Source organism: Antarctobacter heliothermus, from assembly GCF_002237555.1.
GTDB lineage: Bacteria > Pseudomonadota > Alphaproteobacteria > Rhodobacterales > Rhodobacteraceae > Antarctobacter > Antarctobacter heliothermus_B.
The window spans coordinates 1,461,035-1,478,449 of record NZ_CP022540.1 but is presented as its reverse complement, the minus strand read 5'-3'; the positions used below and the strand labels follow the sequence as shown (position 1 = coordinate 1,478,449).

The following is a 17,415-nucleotide window of genomic DNA, read 5'->3' as shown; positions in this document are numbered from 1 at the left end:
GCAGAGCAAGGAGCCGCCGAGATGTCCATTGTGTCAGAAGACGGCGGCGGTGCGGCGCGCCGGGTCCGGCTGTGGATCGAGTTTGTCGGCCTGTTTGCCGTGATCCCGGCGGGGATCGCCGTGGGCGTGTCGCCCGACATGATGTTTCCGCTGCTGTTCGGCTTTAGCGCGCTGGGTCTGGTGCTGTTGCACCTGACACCGGGATTCGCATGGCGGTCGCTGACCGAAGGTGCGCGCACCATCGACTGGCGGCTGGTGGCGGGATTCGGCGCGGTCACCGCTGTGGCCGGGCTGACGGTGGTCAAACTGACCGCGCCAGAGGCGGCGTTTGCCCTGCTGCGTATCAACCCGTGGCTGATGCTGATGATTGCGTTGCTCTATCCGCTGTTGTCCGCCTTGCCGCAGGAATTGGTGTTCCGGCCACTGTTCTTTCGCCGTTACGGCGAGCTGCTGCCGGGCGGAAACTGGCCGCCGCTGGTGCTGAACGCTGCGCTCTTTTCGCTGGCGCACCTGATGTACTGGAACTGGATCGTCGCGGCGATGACCTTTTGCGGAGGGCTGGTCTTTGCATGGGCCTATGAGCGGCGCGGCAATTTCGCCGAGGCGATTGTGCTGCATTCGCTGTCTGGCGTGATCCTGTTTGCACTGGGACTGGGCGTCTATTTTTATTCGGGCAACGTGGTGCGCCCATTCTAGGCGACGGACCCCGAATCACGTCCGGGCGGGGACACATGAGACCACCGTTGCACGGCTATTCCGCCGCGTCGCGCCAGTTCGGGTGATCCGCGCGCGCCGCAGAATACAGGTAGTCCCGCGTGATCGGCACCGTGGACAGGGATTTGGCAAGTTGCCACTGCTGCACATGCAGGTTGCCCGACTGGAATGCCACCTCCATCGAGGCCAGATAGAACCGCCACATCCGCATGAATTTGGCGTCAAACATGACCTCGACCCTGTCCTGCTGCGCCTCCAGCCGCGCGCGCCACGCCTTGAGCGTCAGCGCGTAGTGGATGCGTAGCGCCTCATCGTCGGACTGGTGAAGCCAACTGTTTTCGATGGCGCGGTAAATCTCTGACGCGGAGGGCGCGTAGCTGCCGGGAAAGATATATTTGTCGATCCAGGCGTTGTTCGGACGCGGCGGGCCGTTCTTGACGATAGAGTGGATCACCGCCACCCCGTCATCGGCCATCAGGTCGCGGACCTTGCCGAAATACTCGGCGTAGTGCGGCACGCCGACGTGTTCCAACATGCCGACGCTGACAATGCGGGCAAACCGTTCGTCAAGCCGCCGGTAATCGAGCAGGCGAAAGGTCACGCGGTCCTCCAGCCCCTCTGCCTTGGCGCGCGCCTGCGCGGTGGCCAACTGGTTTTCCGACAGCGTCACGCCGGTGACATATGCGCCATAGTCGCGCGCCAGTGTCAGCGCCATGCCGCCCCAGCCGCAACCGATGTCCAGCACCTTCATGCCCGGTTCGATCAGCAGTTTTTGCGCGATATGCGCCTTTTTCGCGGCTTGCGCCTGTTCCAGCGTCATGTCGGGACGGGCGAAATAGGCGCAGGAATACTGCATGTCCGCATCCAGAAAGAGCCGGTACAGGTCGTCGGACAAGTCATAGTGATGCGCAACATTGCGGCGCGCACTGAACGGCGTGTTGCGTTGCAGAAATCCGCGCAATGCACCCTGAATGCGGCGCGGCACGCTGTACCAGAGCGGCATCTGGGCAAAGCTTTGGTTGGCGGCCAACAGGTTCAGCAGGCCCGGCAGATCGTCGTCTTCGATGCGCAGGGTGCCGTCGGTATAACACTCTCCCAGCGCAAGGCTGGGCCGCATCAGCAGGCGGCGTATGGTGTCGTCGCCGGTCAGGACTACCTGAACGCTGTCGCCCTGCCCTGAGCCGACGCTTTCTGTCCGGCCGCTGGGCAGCGTGACGGTCAACCGGCCGAGGCGCACCATCCGGCGCAACATGTTCAGCAGAAGAGACTCAGACATTGTGGACCCCCATTCGCCGTTTCAGCGCCTCTTTCAGCTGGCTAGGGTACAAGGTTCCCCCGATTCTCGCCAATTAAAGCCTGCTCCCTTGACTTCCTGCGCCCCTCGGGATGTATCGCGCCTGTCTTTTGCGCATATCCAAAGGGGCCCGACATGCACGCCTATCGCAGCCACACCTGCGCCGATCTGACCAAGGACCAGGTGGGGGATACCGTCCGCCTGGCTGGCTGGGTACATCGCATCCGCGACCACGGCGGCGTGCTTTTCATCGATCTGCGCGACCATTACGGCATCACTCAGGTGATCGCCGATGCGGACAGCCCGGCCTTTGCCGCGCTGGAAAAGGTGCGCTCGGAATGGTGTATCCGCATCGACGGCAACGTGCTGGCGCGCGATGCCAGCCTTGTGAACCCGAACCTGCCCACCGGCGAGATCGAAGTGTTCGTGCGCGAACTGGAGGTGCTGGGCAGCGCCGATGAACTGCCGCTGATCGTCTTTGGCGATCAGGAATACCCCGAGGAAACCCGCCTGAAATACCGCTATCTCGACCTGCGCCGCGAGGCGATGCAGTCGTCGATGACGCTGCGGTCCGATGTTGTGGCATTCATCCGCAAGCAGATGTGGGCCAAGGATTTCCGCGAGTATCAGACCCCGATCATCACCGCATCGTCGCCCGAGGGCGCGCGCGACTTTCTGGTGCCGTCGCGCCAGCAGCCGGGCAAGTTCTACGCCCTGCCGCAGGCCCCGCAGCAGTTCAAGCAGCTGATCATGGTCAGCGGGTTCGACAAGTATTTCCAGATCGCGCCCTGTTTCCGCGACGAAGACCCGCGCGCTGACCGCTCTCCGACCGATTTCTATCAGTTGGACATGGAGATGAGCTTTGTCGAGCAACAGGATGTGTTCGATACGGTTGCTCCGGTGATTGCAGGCGTGTTTGAGGAATTCGGCGGCGGCAAGTCGGTGGATGATCCGGCGACTTGGCCGCAGATTCCCTATGCCGAAGCGGCGCTGAAATACGGCACCGACAAGCCCGACCTGCGCAACCCGATCGAGATGCAGGTGGTGTCCGAACATTTCGCAGGCTCCGGTTTCGCCATCTTTGCCAAACTGCTGGAGCAGGACGGCACCGAGATCCGCGCCATTCCCGCGCCGGGTGGCGGCAGCCGCAAGTTCTGTGACCGCATGAACGCCTTTGCCCAGAAAGAGGGCCTGCCGGGGATGGGGTATATTTTCTGGCGCTCCCGCCAAACGCCCAACTCTACAGCAGACGAAATCAATGGTTGGTTGGACACCAAGAGAGTGGACCGCGACCGACTGAATGAATTGCTCGCACAAGAGAACTCAGCAGAGGTCGCAGAGGGGCTAACAAAAGTTTGTAAGATAGCGGATCTGATCGAAAAAGGTGACCCACTCGATCTTAGGATCGCGGCAGATCAAAGGCGAATCCATTTTCCTCAAATGGGCGAACCAGAACCCGCTGGCCCGCTGGCCAAGAACATCGGCCCCGAACGGACCGAGGCGATCCGCCAGCAGCTGGGCCTTGGCGTCGGCGACGCGGCGTTTTTCCTTGGCGGCAAACCGGCCAGTTTTCAGCGGGTCGCAGGCAAGGCGCGGGACGTGCTGGGCACGGAACTGAACCTGACCGACGAAAACCGCTTTGCCTTTGCGTGGATCGTGGATTTCCCGATCTACGAAAAGGACGAGGAAACCGGCAAGATCGATTTCGAGCACAATCCGTTTTCCATGCCGCAGGGCGGGATGGAGGCGCTGCAAGGCGATCCGCTGAAGGTGTTGGGCTATCAGTATGATCTGGCCTGCAACGGCTATGAGCTGGTGTCCGGCGCGATCCGGAACCACAAGCCAGAGGTGATGCTGAAGGCGTTCGAGATTGCCGGTTACGGCGCCGATGAGGTCAAATCGCGCTTTGGTGCGCTGTTCAACGCGTTCCACTACGGCGCGCCGCCGCACGGTGGCTGTGCTGCAGGCATCGACCGGATCGTGATGCTGCTGGCCGGCACATCGAACATCCGTGAGGTCATCATGTTCCCGATGAACCAGCGCGCCGAAGACCTGATGATGAGCGCCCCGTCGGACCCGTCCTCGGAGCAACTGATGGAACTGGGCCTGCGCGTCATTCCGCAGGAATAGCCGCCGCTCAAGGCACCATTCCGCCGAAACGGCGGACACGCAATGCGTGCGGGGCGATGTAAAACCGCCCCGCATCCTCTACATTGCCAATAGCAATGTTGAGGCAAACCCATGTTCGATCCGATCCTTGCCGATATCCGCTTTGGGTGCGGTCGATCCCCCCGGATCGCCGCGCCAGACAGCATTGCCGCGATCCTTGATGGATTGACCGGCCCTGACCCTGTCGCCGAAACCTTTCCCATTGAGCCGTTCGAGATTTTTCTGGCCAAGCGCGTGACGCCGACGAATGCGCTGTTCCGTCTCAGCAAGTCTGCCAAGGGCACGCGCATCGGGGATGAGGCCCATCAGGCCATGGTCAACATCACCCGCGAAGGACGCAAGGCGCGCCGTGGCTGGCTGGTCGCGCATGTGTCGCGCCGCGTCGCCAGCGACACCCCGATGCGTGAACGGTTGGAGAGTTTTTGGGCCGATCATTTCACCGCACATGGCAAAGCCAGCGTGCTGCAGGTGGCGACGTCCCCGTATATCGAATCGGCCATCCGCCCGCATCTGGCCGGGCGGTTCGAGGATATGCTGATCGCCACCGCCACCCACCCCTTGATGCTGCATTACCTTGATCAGCAGGCCTCTGCCGGGCCGAACTCACCACAGGCACTGCGGTTTCCCGGCAAGACGGGTATGAACGAAAACCTCGCGCGGGAGTTGCTGGAGCTGCACACGCTGGGCGTCGACGGGCCGTATACCCAAGACGACGTGCGGCAACTGGCGGAACTGCTGACCGGGCTGGCGTTTACCGAACAGGCGGGCACCGAGTTTCGCCCGCCGCTGGCGGAACCCGGACCGGAAACCGTGCTGGGCAAGGCCTATGGCGGCGGCAAACCGACGATTGACGACATCCACGCCGTCCTGCGCGATCTGGCCCGCCATCCGGCAACGGCACAGCATATCGCGCACAAGCTGGCGGTGCATTTTCTGGGTGATACCCCCGATCCGGCGCTGGTCACGGCCATAGCCGGAGTGTGGCACGAGACTGGTGGCGACCTGCCAGAGGTTTACCGCGCAATGCTGGACCATCCCGCCGCGTGGGCCCCTGCGCCGGGTGACGTCAAGATGCCGCTGGATTTCATCGCCTCTGCCTGTCGTGCGCTGGACGTGCCGTCCAAGGCGCTGGCCGCTCGTGCGCAGATGCTGTTGATGGACCCGCTGCGCCTGATGGGACAGGTCTGGCAACAGCCGTCGGGGCCGGACGGGTTGCCAGAGGCGGATGCGGCGTGGATCACGCCGCAGGGAATGGCCGCGCGGCTGCAATGGGGGTTCACCCTGCCGCAACTGATGCTGGACGCCCTGCCGGACCCGCGTGATTTTGTTGTGACCGCCCTAGGTGCGCGCGCGCCCGAAGAGGTGCGTTTCGCCGCCAGTGCCGCCGAGACCCGCGCCGACGGGATCGGTGTGGTGCTGGCCTCCCCCGCGTTTCAGAGGATGTAGAGCATGGACAGACGGAGTTTCCTGACCCGCAGCGCCGCGCTGGGTTGTTCCTTGGCCGCCAGCCCGCTGGTGACGCCGGTCAGCTTTGCCGCGACGCCGGGCGAGCACCGGCTGGTGGTGATCATCCTGCGCGGCGGCATGGACGGACTGGCTGCTGTCAGTCCCTATGGCGACCCCGATTTTGCCACGCTGGGGCGGCCCGCGCCGGATCTGGACGGTGGCGGGGCGCTTGATCTGGACGGGCGGTTTGCCATGCACGGCGCGCTGTCGCCGCTGGCCCCGCTGTGGCGTGCCGGAGAGTTGGGGTTTGCCCATGCGGTGTCGATCCCCTACCGCGACAAGCGCAGCCATTTCGACGGTCAGGACCTGTTGGAGGCGGGGGTTGCCGCCTCTGATGCTCCGCTGCCGGGAGATGGCTGGCTGAACCGGCTGGTGCAACGGATGCCCGATGCCACGGCAGAGACTGCCTATGCCATCGGCGGCGAGCCATTGCGCATCCTGCAAGGCCCCGCCCAGGTGAACCGTTGGACCCCGGAGGCCGATTTGCGGCTGTCACCACAGGCGGTTCTGCTGACCCGGCGGGTGATGCAGGCCGACCCGGCGATGGCGGCGGCACTGGACACGGCCATGGCCCTTGCGGGGGGCGATGGCGACGGTGTGGAATTTACCGGCAGCATGGGCGACATGATGGCCGCCATGCGCGATGACATGATGAGCGGAAAGGACCGACAGAGGCCCGGTGCGGCGCTGGCGCGATTCGCCGGTGAACAGTTGCGCGGCGCGGCGCGGATCGCCTGTTATTCGCTGACGGGGTGGGACACGCACAGGGCGCAGGCACACCATCTGCCCCGTGCTCTGACACAACTGGCGCAGTCGGTGACGACGCTGAAAGAGACGTTGGGTGCCGGGGCGTGGGGCCAGACAACCGTGGTTGCGGTGACAGAGTTCGGCCGCACGGCGCGCTGGAACGGCACCGGCGGCACCGATCACGGCTCTGGCGGGGTGATGGTGCTGGCGGGCGGCGCTGTGCGCGGCGGACGGGTGATCACCGACTGGCCCGGACTGGACGAGGCAGCACTGTACAAGCGCCGCGATGTCATGCCGACGCGCGACCTGCGGGCGCATCTGGCGTGGTTGTTGCGCGGTCTCTACGGGGTCGAGCGCACCGCGCTGGAGACCACGATATTCCCCGGTCTGGATATGGGCGACGATCCAGAGCTGTTGCTGTAGCCGCGGGTCAGATCGCCATGCGGTCGGCCACGCGGTCCTGCACCAGTGCGGAGACGCGGGCGAGGTTGGATGTGACCGGCTGTCCGGCGGCGCGGGCATCGGCCAGATCCTCTGCCGCCTTTTGCAGGATGCCGTCCCCCGCGCTGCGCGCCACCCCGGCAAGGAACTGCGTCAGGTAGGTCAGATTGCGTTCATCACCCCGCGCAACCGAGAGCACGTCAGCGGCGTGGGCCATATCATCGCGGTAGGCCAGCGGATCAGGCAGGACGGGTTCATCGCAGACAAGGCGCGGGCCGGTGGGGCGTCGTTCGATTGGCAGCGCGCTGAGGATCGCGTTCTGGAAGCCGACGACAGAGGACACTGGTTTGGGCAGGAACCCGTCTGCCCCGGCGGCGAGCGCCACCTCTTCGGCAAAACTGTCGCCGCTGGTGCCAAGGATCACGTCAACACGCGGGCAGGCGACGCCCAGTTCGGCGATCAGTTCGGCCCCCGACCCGTCCGGCAGACCAAGGTCGATGACCACAACGCTGGGGCGGTAGACCTGCAAATGGCGGCGCGCCGATTTCAGGCAATCCGCCCGGCGAATCCGCGCGCCTGAGCGCAGGCAAAGCAGGCGCATGGCATCGCAGGAGTATCGGCTGTCCTCAACCACGAGGATCGTCAGCCCCAGCAGGGGGCGCGTCGCAGTGGGACGCAGGTGTGGAGATAGCTTTTGTGTGTCGTCCATGGCAGGCGCTCCTTTACGAGTCGCTCACCAATTTGCCGCGACACGGTGAACAAGCGGTTAAGGGTCGCACCGCCTTGTCCGGTCGTGGCCCAAACGCCATAACCTCATTCGACACCAGCCATGGAGAAGTTGAGATGATCGGACGCCTGAATCATGTGGCCATCGCCGTGCCCGACTTGGACGCCGCCGCAGCGCAGTATCGCACCGCGCTGGGGGCCAAGGTGGGCGCGCCGCAGGATGAACCGGACCATGGGGTGACGGTGATCTTTATCGAACTGCCCAACACCAAGATCGAACTGCTGTATCCGCTGGGCGACGACAGCCCGATCAACGGCTTTCTGGCCAAGAACCCGTCGGGGGGCATCCACCACATCTGCTATGAGGTCGAGGACATCATCGCCGCGCGCGACCACCTGAAAGAGACCGGCGCGCGCGTGCTGGGCACAGGCGAGCCAAAGATCGGCGCGCATGGCAAGCCGGTGCTGTTCCTGCACCCCAAGGACTTCAACGGGTGCCTGGTCGAGTTGGAGCAAGTCTGATGGGCATTATGTCGGGCATCGTGCTGTATGCCGTAATCTGGTTCATGACCTTTCTGGTCGTGATCCCGATCCGGCTGAAGACTCAGGGCGACGTTGGCGCGGTGGTGCCAGGCACCCATGCCGGCAGCCCCGAGGTGCACAACCTGAAACGCAAGGCGTGGATCACCACCGGCATGGCGGCGGTGATCTGGGCGGTTGTGGCCTCTATCATCATTTTCGAGGTTGTGACGGTGCGCGACATCGACGGCTGGATGTTCAACCGCATGGACGGCAGCTCTCACGTCAAGTGAGGCAAGGGGCTTTAGCGCGTCGTCACCCGGTGGAAAACATGGGTAAAGGCAGCCGCCCCCAGTACCGGGACCAACAGGTTGACGATCGGAATGGTCAGCGGCACGGCCATGATGACACCCGTGGCCCAGATCGCGCCGATGTGGCGGCGGCGTAGTTTGCGCGCCTCTACCCGGCCGACCCGGCGCATGGCGGCAAGCGTGAAATATTCCCGCCCCAAAAGGAACCCGTTCAGCGCCCAGAAGATGAACGGCGCCAGTGGTGCAAACAGCAGGTACAGTACAAATGCCAGCAGGTTGGCCACTACCAATGTGCCAAGAAAACCCAACGAATCGCGCAGGCCGTCGGCAAAACTGACCGGCGTGGCGGATCCAAGGCCGGGGTAGTGGCGGTCCTCGACAGCTTGAGCCACCTCTTCGAGAAATAGCGAAGTGATGGCCGAGGCGACCGGGATCATCAAAAAGGCCGACAGCACCAGCATCACCGGCACAGAGGCCCAGCTGGCGGCATCGTCCAACCAGGACACCGTGCCGATCAGCGGCAGGCTGGCGTCGTCACCGATCAGCCAGCCCACCATTTGAAAGACCACGAAAACAGCCGCGATCAGGGTGGCAAGCGTTATGCCGACCCCACGAATGAGCACACCGCGAAAGCGCGGGTCGGGCAGCTGCGCGATGGCCCGCGACACCGCGCCGAAAATCATTCCGTTACCCAGGTGGTGATCGCCTCCAGATCGGGACGCGGACGCTCTGGCGGTGCGGACCCTTCTGTGCCGATATGGATCAGGCCTGCGATTTTCTCATGCGGGGCCAGACCCAGCGCGCCCTCGACAAAACCACGGTCATGGCTGGCCCATCCCGAGAGCCAGTTCGCCCCCCAGCCAGAGGCCAGCGCGGCATTCAGCAGCGCCAAACAGGCGGCCCCGGCGGCATAAGTCTGTTCCAGCGGCGGGATCTTGGGGCTGTCTTTTTGCACCTCGACAACCACCACGACCAGCGGGCTGCGGTCATAGGCGTCACGCGCCTTGGCGATGTCCTCGGCGCTTTTACCCAACCGTTCACCACAGGCCGCGACCTCGCCCGCCAACCGGCGCAAGGCCCTCTCGCGCAGCACAATAAAGCGCCAGGGTTCCAGCTTACCATGGTCCGGAGTGCGTGCTGCCGCCGTCAGCAGTGGCATCAGCGCGGCGTCATCGGGCGCAGGGCCGGTCAATGTCTTGGCAGGGCGCGAGCGGCGGCTGAGCAGAAACTCCATCGCGGCGAGATTTGGGGTGGGCATGGCGTCTCCTTCAATCACTCGCGTGTTATGTCAGGCCCCTAGGCGCAGGATTCAACCGCTTTTCTTGCGCGTCGCCACACAAGCTGTATGCGGAGAGCCATGAAACTGCCCGATCTGAGCGACCTTGCCATCCCCGGAACAACATTGGCCGTGCGCGTCACGCCCAAGGCCGCGCGCAACGCGGTCCTGCGGGACGAGACCGGGCTGCGTGTGACCGTGACCACCGTGCCCGAGGGCGGCAAGGCCAACGCGGCGGTGATCAAGCTGCTGGCCAAGGCATTGGGCGTGCCCAAGTCGCGGCTGGAACTGCTGCGCGGCGAGACCTCGCGCGACAAGCTGTTCCGGATCGCGGACTAAACCGTCTTAGTCGTCGCGGCGGTAGACGCCTTCGGGCATGCTAACGGCGGCGACAAGGTCGCGCATCTGGGAAATCGACAGGGTGATCTTTTCCACGCGGTCGGTGCGGGCGTCATATTGTTCGACCGTCACGCATTCCTCAAAGCTGGAAATGACCACGTCCTCTTTCAGAGGCGCTTTGCCCTCATCCACAAGGGTGACAACGGTGGCGTCGAAATCGTGCTCTACACTAAACATGTCTGCAGGCTATCGCGGAGCGGCGGGGTCGGAAACCGATTCTTGGCGGCGTTGACGACGCAGGTGCATTCGGTAGAGCAGCGGCGCCATGGCGTGATCGTACAAGACCCCGGTCAATTGCCGCAGACCCGGACGCCGGACCAGCCACGCCAGCCAGCGCAAGCGCGGCATTTCCTGCCAAAGCGCGGCAAACGCGGGCATCCCGCTGAGGAGCACGCCGTTCTGGATCACATGAAAGCGCCGCGCGGCGGCGTCCTTGGTCAGCCCGTGCTCCGCCTGCGTGCCATCGGACAAGCCGCAAAAGGCGACATCCAGCCCGTCCTGCGCGGTCATGCGGCGATAGCCGTCCACCTCACGCGAACAGATCGGGCAAGTGTCGTTGTAGATGACCGTCGTTTTTTCATGCATGGGTGAAAGATAGACCACCGGCGCAACACCGCCAAGTGAACGCGACTGTCTGGCGCAGGACGCGAATGCGGCATAGATATCTTTAGCACTCATCGCCTGTCTGGACCGTATATGTACCGTCTGCCCCTGATCATCGTCTGTGCGCTGCTGTCGGCCTGCGCGCCGATGTCCCTGCCCACTCCCGCGCCCTCGTTGGTGGGCGGGTCCGAGGCGCAGGTGCGCGCCAACCAGGCCGCGCGGCAGTTTGTCGAAGTGGTCGAGACCGTCGAGCCGCTGGCCGAGCGAGAATGCCGCAAGCGGACGAGCGGATTGAATTGCGATTTCCAAATCGTCGTGGATGACCGGGCAGACCTAGCGCCCAACGCCTTTCAGACGGTGGACCGGTACGGGCGGCCTATTCTGGCGTTCAATATCGGCATGATCAATTCCGTGCGCAACGCGGATGAACTGGCCTTTGTGATGGGGCATGAGGCGGCGCACCACATTCTGGATCATCTGGCCAAGACCCGCGAAAGCGCCACCATCGGCGCAGTGGTCTTTGCCGGGATTGCCGCCATCAGCGGAGCCGAGGCAGAGGCGGTGCGCAACGCCGAACAACTGGGCGCCGCCGTGGGCGCGCGCACCTATTCCAAGGAATTCGAGTTGGAGGCGGATCAGCTGGGCACGATCATCGCCTATCGCGCCGGCTATGATCCGGTGAACGGGGCCAAGTTCTTTGCCCGCATCCCCGATCCGGGCAACAGGTTTCTGGGCAGCCATCCGCCCAATGCCGCCCGCATGCAGATCGTGCGCGACACCGCTGCGGCGCTTGCCGGGCAGTAGGTCCCGCTGACGCTACGTTGACCTGCATCAAGGCACTGTCGGCCCCAAGCCGCCATCCTTGCCCCATTGGACCAGAACCAGGGGGACCGACCCATGCAAAGTCAGACCACGCTCAAACGGCACGCCGCGCTTGTCGACAACATGGCACAGGCGTACGGCGTCGATCTTGAGGAACAGATGCTGCGCGGCAAGCTGTCGATGTCAGACCTTGAGGACGCGGTACTGGGGTGTACGGCATGTAAATCTGTCGAAAAATGCGAACATTGGCTGGAGGCGCAGACGGCAACGGCGACGGACACCCCCGCGTATTGCCGCAACGCCACGCTGTTTCGCGCCCTGAAACAGGACTGAGACATGAGCAACCCGCAGCCTCTTGGCGATGAGACGACCCACTATTGGCGTGTTCAGCGGATGGCCAAAGCCACCGGCGTCGATCTGGTGCGCGCCGTCAATGAGGGCCTGCTGAGTCAGGCCGACTGGGCGGGACTGGTGAGCCGTTGTCGGGGATGCAGTTGGGCCGAGGGATGCGGTCATTGGCTGGATAGCCCCGGGGGCGACACTCGCTCCCTGCCCTCCCCCTGCGTGAACCGCAAGCGCCTTGCCGCATTGAAGGCCGCGACGCAAGACACGGCACCCTAGGAGAAATGTGATGACCCTGACGCTTGGCGATCCCGCCCGGCATTTCTTTATGACGCGAAGCGTGGCGCGCGTCATGGGACTGAACCTGAACGACGCGATGAAGACAGGCAGCCTTGCGCCCGACACCTATGCCGGAATGGTCACCCGCTGCCGGGGATGCGCGTTGGTCACGGCTTGCGAACGCTGGCTGGCCAGTCAGACCAACCTGACCCCGACGCCGCCACCCGGTTGCTGCAACAGCACGATTTTGTCCAACCTACGGCGCCGCGCCTAGAGCGGGCGCCAGGAGGTTGTCCCTGCTTGTGTCGAGGCGGTTCCAGCCGGGACAGGACGGTCGGTCCCGGCTGGATTGTCGGCGGTCAGTGCGGGCGCAGGTTCTGCGCAGATTCCTTGATCGCCAGATACTGACCGGACGGACGGAACCGCCACAGATAGTCCGGGAGCACCGCCCCGACAGCATCGGGCACGATATCCAGATCAGCAAAGCCTTTGGCCTCTCCCGTCACCACATTGTCATGGCGCAGGGTACGGACCTGATCGGCGGTGATCTGCGCCGGAATCAGACCCAGCGAGAGGCTTTGCACAAGGTCCGACACCGAACCAATGATCGACGCGGCAAAGAAGGGGATGTTCACGATCAGACGGCGGCGGCGAATCACGGTCAGCATCAGCCGCATCAGGTCGCTGAACGTCATGACATCCGGGCCGCCCAGTTCGTAGATACCCGGCTGTGCCGTTCCCTGCGCGCCTTTGACAGCGGCCTGCGCGACGTCATCCACATAGACCGGCTGGAACCGGGTGCCCCCGCCGACAACCGGCAGGATCGGACCAAAGCGGGTCATGCCGGCGAAGCGGTTAAAGAACTGGTCCTCTGGTCCGAAGATCACCGAAGGACGCAGGATCACGGCCTGCGGGAAGTGTTTCAGAACCCCCTCTTCGCCCAATCCCTTGCTCTTGGCATAAAGGCTATCGCCTTCCTGATCCGCACCGATGGCCGAAAGATGCACCAACTGTGCCACGCCTTCTTCCATTGCCAGGCGCGCGATTCGTTCCGCCCCCTCGTTCTGGACCGCGTCAAAGTTGTTCTTGCCGCCCTTGTCGAAGGTGCCAACGCAGTTCACGACCGCATCTGCGCCCTGCATCACGCGACGGACACTGTCATCGTCGCGGATGTTGCAGAACACAGGCTCTACCTGACCGACAACGCCATAAGGGCGCACAAAGATCGCCTCATTGGGCCGCCGGACGGCAACGCGCACGCGCCAGCCCTCCTTGGCCATGCGGCGGGCGATGTAACGCCCGACGAATCCCGAGCCGCCATATATGGTGACGAGTTTGGACATGGGACGCTCTCCTGTAGCCAAGCCTGCGGATGCAGGAATACCGGGCCAGCGCCGCCCCGGCAAGGCGCCCGTTTGCCGCGCAGACATTCTTTCAAAAACCGCGTTGACACCCCGCGCAGGCAAGCGTAAACGCCCTCCTCACGCACCTGTGCCCAGGTGGCGGAATGGTAGACGCGCTGGCTTCAGGTGCCAGTGGCCGCAAGGCCGTGGAGGTTCGAGTCCTCTCCTGGGCACCACTTACCCCTCACATAGCTGCTCATAACTACCCTCAAAGCCTAGGTTTTCTTGGGGTTTGCGACTATCATCCTGCCCATAGCTGAACATGCTACCCCACCCAATACCCCACCACTTTGGGGTACGGTTCTGGGGTATCAGGCGGGAATGGTGGAGGTGATACCCCAGTGGCGCTCACTGACCTCAAAATCAAGAAGGCAAAGACGGCGGAGAAACCGTACAAGCTCTACGATTCCCTCGGCCTATTCGTCTTGGTGAACCCAAACGGCTCCAAGCTCTGGCGGCAGAAGTACACGTTCCGAGGCAAGGAGCGATTGCTGGCGCACGGATCGTACCCCGACGTGTCGCTGCGAGAAGCCAGAGCGAAACGTGACGCCATCCGCGTGCAGCTGGCGGAAGGTACTGATCCGACCGTGCAGAAGCGTCTGGATGAGATCGAGGCGGAGACAAAAGCCCGGACCACCTTCCTTCTCGTTGCTGAAGAGTACCTGCAGCAAGCTGAAGACCGTGAACTCGCCGAGATCACGCTCAAGAAGAAGCGGTGGCACATCCATACACTGGCCGAGGCACTGCATGACCGACCGATTGCCGAGATCACCTCGGCAGAGATCCTGCACCTCCTGAAAAAGGTCGAACACAGCGGACGGCGCGAGACCGCGAAAAAGCTGCGCGGCACACTCTCTGGTGTCTTCCGTCTAGCAATCGTCACGCTGCGGGCCGAGACCGACCCGACCAACGCGGTGAAGGAAGCCTTGCTGCCGGTTAAGGTGACCAATCGCGCCGCCATCACCGACGAGACAGCCTTCGGCCAGTTCCTGCGCGACCTTGAGGAATACACCGGTGCTGGCGTGATCAAAGATGCCCTCATGTTCCAGATCCTCACCATGACGCGCCCAGGAGAAGTGCGGGGCGCCAGGAAGCAGGAAATCGACCGAGACAAGCGAATGTGGACGATCCCGTCCGAGCGCACCAAGATGCGTCGTGAACACATTGTGCCGCTCTCAGAACCAGCCATGGCCATTGTGGAGCGGAACTGGCCGATAATCGACGGTGTTGAGTTGATGTTCCCGTCGATCCATTCCAACCGGAAGTGGCTGTCTGAGGATGCATTCAACTCTACGCTGCGCCGGATGGGATACACGAAAGACGAGGTGACCGCCCACGGCTTCCGCGCTACGGCCAGCACGATCCTCAACAACCGGAGCTATGACCCGGATGTGATCGAGGCAGCGCTGGCCCACCAGGACAAGAACGCGATCCGTCGAACGTACAATCGAGCGACGTATTGGGAGCAGCGGGTGGAGTTGATGCGGGAGTGGGCGGATCTTTTCGAAACTTTCAAAATCACGGATGTCTAACATCTCCTGGAACACTTCTCCTTTCTGAAAAACAGCACTCTGATCAGGAGCCTTCAACGATCAACCAGGTTCGAGAATAGACTGACCAAGGCCTCATCGCTGAACTCAGTACGCTGGCTTTGCTTTGGACGGGTGAAGCTTCCCCTATGCTCATCGTAGTCAGGCCTTTCGTACTGAACCAGTTTCTCCGACACGACCTTAAGCGCAGAATCTGGATTAATACCTGTCACCTTTGCCAACTGCTCAAGGTGTTCCATGTGTTCGGAAAGTTCGCTTTCCGTGTTGAGGTGACCTATTGCCTCTTCGGTCTCACTGAATTCGTATCCAACGACACCTTCGAGTGCTTCGGTAACCTCGTCGGGAGCCGTGTCAGCCATGAATTCGTCCACCGCCTCGACGATCGATAGAATTTCATCAACAGGCAGCCCTCCCTCAATTGTATGAACAAGTCTCTGTTCGATCAGCCTCAAGAGTTTATCCTTTTGGGCGATCTCAGAATCAACAAAGTTGGATACCTGCCAATGCAACTCAGCTAATACCCGACCGTCGCGCCATGGTACCAACTCTACTTTCCCAGACGCCAGAACCTCAAGACATCTATCGAGAAAGTATTCGTCCTCAGACTGCTCCCACCAATCAAACAGAAGTTCAAGTCTGCCTGAAAGAGAAAGATCATCTGAATAAACTGAATAGAAGTTGCTGCTGGATTTGACATGTCGCTGAGATGGCGTTTCTTCAATGCGATTGGCGACACCCTTAAACAACTGTACAAACTTCTTAACCTCTGGAGGGTGCGTTTTTAGTTGACCCTTGACGTGCCTCCAAACCGAAGCAGCCCAATCAACACGTCGAGCCGTCTGGGGGAGTAGGTTCAAGTACTCTCTTTCAGTCAGGTAAGCTTTCAGAAAATCCCTTACAGACGGATTAATGGAGATCACCCTTTTGCCAGAGATTGAAATAAACCCTGATTCAAGCGCTCGAAGCGCTGTCTCGAAATCCCCTGGTTTTGTTGGCTGAGAGTAGTAAGCGCTGACTGTTCTGTGTAACTCTGAGTAGTTTTCCCTCAGCTCGTCAATTTCCTGTCCGATCTGATTTCCAAAAAGAGAGCGACCAGGAGGTTCTGCAACCTCATATCTAAAGACCTGTATGGCTTACTCCAAACTAGATCAGGATTCTCTAGCGCGTGATAGATGTACTTTGGGTAATTGATTGCAACGACATCATCCAGGCAATCGCTCGATACAGAGGCGATCAAACGGGGGTTATAGTTTTTGTGGTCCACTATTTTCTTAAGCCAATCATCTTCCAAGAGTGACGAAAAATGACCCTGACTCAGGCTGGACACAGACAGGTGGTTAAATAGAATATGAGACTTTATCTCCCGTGTATAACTACCTACGTCAAGCAAGTATTTCGCCAGTTGCAGCCTTCGGTCATCGACGTGATCAGACAGGTTCCGTGCCTCTTCGAAAATGTGTGCGCGGGTAGTAAGGATGAAACGAGCGTTCTTTGAGTTTCTTACCCTTCGAACGAAGGTTGCCAACGCGGTGTCTCTTTGAAGCAGTGACTGACGATCCAGTTCAATTCGTCCAGGAAAATCGTCGAAGAAGAAAATCGTTGGCTTGCTGTCATCGATCTTCGAGAATCCATCTTCCAGTGAATTAATCGCATAAAAGTTCCAGCCATCGTTGAGGTAGTGATAGGCCACCATTCGCGCCAACGTAGTTTTGCCAACACCAGGCGGACCAGAGACTATCAGGATTTTCTCGCGCTCAAGTTTTTTCACAGCCTCATCAAAACTAGGGTTTCGGACGTAAACTTTGAGATCGCCTAGAATTTCGTCCTTTGTCGCTTGAGTGTATGTTTCCAATCCGGAATGCAGAATCCGCTCCAAAACAGCGGTACTCGACAGCCATAGCTTCATATGAGATTTTTCAATTTCGGGGTGGCGTCGAATAGCCTCCTCGAGGTCTTCTTGCCCCCAAACATCTTCCGGGCTCTGAAGATAGTCACCAATCAGTTCAGCGATTTCATCACTTTTTTGCGGTGTGAGTGAGTGCGATGTGCACAGTAAATATCGTTTTGGCTTCAAGGCCGACAACTTCAGAACTTCTTTTTTCACTGAAGCCTTGAGATTTGAAAATGTTGAACCTGCATAGTGCTTGCACTGGAGAACTGTGGCTTCTTCTCCTTTTGAGTGCCTGCCATCAACGCCGCCGTCCGGGCCTGGACCAAACGCGGAAAAACGCACCCCAGTTTCTGCTCCAAGGATGTCTCGGCATAGCTCTTCGAAGTCGATATGAGATAGGTTTTTGAATCTTGTCATACACTT

The 17,415-nt window shown here is 61.2% G+C and carries 21 protein-coding genes and 1 tRNA gene; 13 read left to right on the top strand and 9 right to left on the bottom strand.

Features of this window, described 5'->3' with window-relative positions:
• Positions 1-21: 21 nt before the first annotated feature.
• Positions 22-696, top strand: a complete 675-nt coding sequence (locus ANTHELSMS3_RS06965; RefSeq protein WP_094034241.1) for a CPBP family intramembrane glutamic endopeptidase — start codon at positions 22-24, stop codon at positions 694-696.
• 55 nt (positions 697-751) lie between these two features.
• On the opposite strand, the gene ANTHELSMS3_RS06960 is transcribed toward ANTHELSMS3_RS06965, so the two are convergent.
• On the bottom strand, positions 752-1,990 hold the full coding sequence (locus ANTHELSMS3_RS06960; RefSeq protein ID WP_254694870.1) for an SAM-dependent methyltransferase: 1,239 nt from the start codon (positions 1,988-1,990) through the stop codon (positions 752-754).
• Between the two features lie 153 nt (positions 1,991-2,143).
• Between ANTHELSMS3_RS06960 and aspS the strand changes: the two genes are divergently transcribed.
• The 3 genes from aspS to ANTHELSMS3_RS25780 all read left to right on the top strand — a co-directional run bounded on the left by aspS (position 2,144) and on the right by ANTHELSMS3_RS25780 (position 6,853).
• Positions 2,144-4,138, top strand: a complete 1,995-nt coding sequence (gene aspS, locus ANTHELSMS3_RS06955; RefSeq protein ID WP_094034240.1) for an aspartate--tRNA ligase — start codon at positions 2,144-2,146, stop codon at positions 4,136-4,138.
• Between the two features lie 111 nt (positions 4,139-4,249).
• The gene (locus ANTHELSMS3_RS25785; RefSeq protein WP_198319899.1) at positions 4,250-5,623 is read left to right on the top strand and encodes a DUF1800 domain-containing protein; all 1,374 of its coding nucleotides are present in this window, start codon (positions 4,250-4,252) and stop codon (positions 5,621-5,623) included.
• A gap of 3 nt (positions 5,624-5,626) precedes the next feature.
• A complete protein-coding gene (locus tag ANTHELSMS3_RS25780; protein WP_198319898.1) occupies positions 5,627-6,853 on the top strand; it encodes a DUF1501 domain-containing protein in 1,227 nt (408 codons plus the stop codon).
• A 7-nt stretch (positions 6,854-6,860) separates the two neighbouring features.
• Here ANTHELSMS3_RS25780 and ANTHELSMS3_RS06945 read toward each other — a convergent pair whose 3' ends face one another.
• Positions 6,861-7,580: a response regulator gene (locus ANTHELSMS3_RS06945; protein ID WP_094034239.1), complete on the bottom strand. Its 720-nt coding sequence runs from the start codon at positions 7,578-7,580 to the stop codon at positions 6,861-6,863.
• Between the two features lie 134 nt (positions 7,581-7,714).
• Here ANTHELSMS3_RS06945 and mce point away from each other — a divergent pair, with 134 nt between their 5' ends.
• A complete protein-coding gene (gene mce / locus ANTHELSMS3_RS06940) occupies positions 7,715-8,119 on the top strand; it encodes a methylmalonyl-CoA epimerase (protein ID WP_094034238.1) in 405 nt (134 codons plus the stop codon).
• On the top strand, positions 8,119-8,409 hold the full coding sequence (locus ANTHELSMS3_RS06935; RefSeq protein WP_094034237.1) for a DUF1467 family protein: 291 nt from the start codon (positions 8,119-8,121) through the stop codon (positions 8,407-8,409). The genes mce and ANTHELSMS3_RS06935 overlap by 1 nt, the downstream gene beginning before the upstream one ends.
• Before the next feature lie 11 nt (positions 8,410-8,420).
• On the opposite strand, the gene ANTHELSMS3_RS06930 is transcribed toward ANTHELSMS3_RS06935, so the two are convergent.
• Together ANTHELSMS3_RS06930 and ANTHELSMS3_RS06925 are read right to left on the bottom strand one after the other, a co-directional pair.
• Positions 8,421-9,110 carry an EI24 domain-containing protein gene (locus ANTHELSMS3_RS06930; protein ID WP_094034236.1) on the bottom strand — a complete coding sequence of 230 codons (690 nt, stop codon included), beginning with the start codon at positions 9,108-9,110 and terminating at the stop codon, positions 8,421-8,423.
• The gene (locus tag ANTHELSMS3_RS06925; RefSeq protein WP_094036974.1) at positions 9,107-9,685 is read right to left on the bottom strand and encodes a nitroreductase family protein; all 579 of its coding nucleotides are present in this window, start codon (positions 9,683-9,685) and stop codon (positions 9,107-9,109) included. The genes ANTHELSMS3_RS06930 and ANTHELSMS3_RS06925 overlap by 4 nt, the downstream gene beginning before the upstream one ends.
• 99 nt (positions 9,686-9,784) lie before the next feature.
• Here ANTHELSMS3_RS06925 and ANTHELSMS3_RS06920 point away from each other — a divergent pair, with 99 nt between their 5' ends.
• Positions 9,785-10,042: a DUF167 domain-containing protein gene (locus ANTHELSMS3_RS06920; protein ID WP_094034235.1), complete on the top strand. Its 258-nt coding sequence runs from the start codon at positions 9,785-9,787 to the stop codon at positions 10,040-10,042.
• A 6-nt stretch (positions 10,043-10,048) separates the two neighbouring features.
• On the opposite strand, the gene ANTHELSMS3_RS06915 is transcribed toward ANTHELSMS3_RS06920, so the two are convergent.
• Positions 10,049-10,279: a hypothetical protein gene (locus ANTHELSMS3_RS06915; protein ID WP_094034234.1), complete on the bottom strand. Its 231-nt coding sequence runs from the start codon at positions 10,277-10,279 to the stop codon at positions 10,049-10,051.
• 9 nt (positions 10,280-10,288) lie between these two features.
• Entirely contained in the window at positions 10,289-10,780 is a 492-nt protein-coding gene (locus ANTHELSMS3_RS06910) for a thiol-disulfide oxidoreductase DCC family protein (protein ID WP_094034233.1), read from the bottom strand.
• Between the two features lie 18 nt (positions 10,781-10,798).
• On the opposite strand from ANTHELSMS3_RS06910, the gene ANTHELSMS3_RS06905 reads away from it, so the two are divergent.
• The 4 genes from ANTHELSMS3_RS06905 to ANTHELSMS3_RS06890 all read left to right on the top strand — a co-directional run bounded on the left by ANTHELSMS3_RS06905 (position 10,799) and on the right by ANTHELSMS3_RS06890 (position 12,422).
• Positions 10,799-11,509, top strand: a complete 711-nt coding sequence (locus ANTHELSMS3_RS06905; protein WP_094034232.1) for a M48 family metallopeptidase — start codon at positions 10,799-10,801, stop codon at positions 11,507-11,509.
• A gap of 93 nt (positions 11,510-11,602) precedes the next feature.
• Positions 11,603-11,860: a DUF6455 family protein gene (locus tag ANTHELSMS3_RS06900; protein WP_094034231.1), complete on the top strand. Its 258-nt coding sequence runs from the start codon at positions 11,603-11,605 to the stop codon at positions 11,858-11,860.
• Positions 11,861-11,863: 3 nt separating this feature from the next.
• Entirely contained in the window at positions 11,864-12,148 is a 285-nt protein-coding gene (locus ANTHELSMS3_RS06895) for a DUF6455 family protein (protein ID WP_094034230.1), read from the top strand.
• A 10-nt stretch (positions 12,149-12,158) separates the two neighbouring features.
• Complete coding sequence (locus ANTHELSMS3_RS06890) at positions 12,159-12,422, top strand: DUF6455 family protein (RefSeq protein WP_094034229.1); 264 nt, start codon at positions 12,159-12,161, stop codon at positions 12,420-12,422.
• Between the two features lie 85 nt (positions 12,423-12,507).
• On the opposite strand, the gene ANTHELSMS3_RS06885 is transcribed toward ANTHELSMS3_RS06890, so the two are convergent.
• Positions 12,508-13,491 carry a complex I NDUFA9 subunit family protein gene (locus ANTHELSMS3_RS06885; RefSeq protein ID WP_094034228.1) on the bottom strand — a complete coding sequence of 328 codons (984 nt, stop codon included), beginning with the start codon at positions 13,489-13,491 and terminating at the stop codon, positions 12,508-12,510.
• A 150-nt stretch (positions 13,492-13,641) separates the two neighbouring features.
• Between ANTHELSMS3_RS06885 and ANTHELSMS3_RS06880 the strand changes: the two genes are divergently transcribed.
• Positions 13,642-13,727: transfer RNA gene (locus ANTHELSMS3_RS06880), tRNA-Leu, on the top strand.
• A 165-nt stretch (positions 13,728-13,892) separates the two neighbouring features.
• Entirely contained in the window at positions 13,893-15,083 is a 1,191-nt protein-coding gene (locus ANTHELSMS3_RS06875; RefSeq protein ID WP_094034227.1) for a tyrosine-type recombinase/integrase, read from the top strand.
• Between the two features lie 53 nt (positions 15,084-15,136).
• Here ANTHELSMS3_RS06875 and ANTHELSMS3_RS06870 read toward each other — a convergent pair whose 3' ends face one another.
• Together ANTHELSMS3_RS06870 and ANTHELSMS3_RS06865 are read right to left on the bottom strand one after the other, a co-directional pair.
• Positions 15,137-15,958, bottom strand: coding sequence for a hypothetical protein (locus ANTHELSMS3_RS06870; protein WP_157733429.1), 822 nt, complete (start codon positions 15,956-15,958; stop codon positions 15,137-15,139).
• A gap of 188 nt (positions 15,959-16,146) precedes the next feature.
• A complete protein-coding gene (locus tag ANTHELSMS3_RS06865; protein WP_198319897.1) occupies positions 16,147-17,409 on the bottom strand; it encodes an ATP-binding protein in 1,263 nt (420 codons plus the stop codon).
• Between the last annotated feature and the right edge of the window lie 6 nt (positions 17,410-17,415).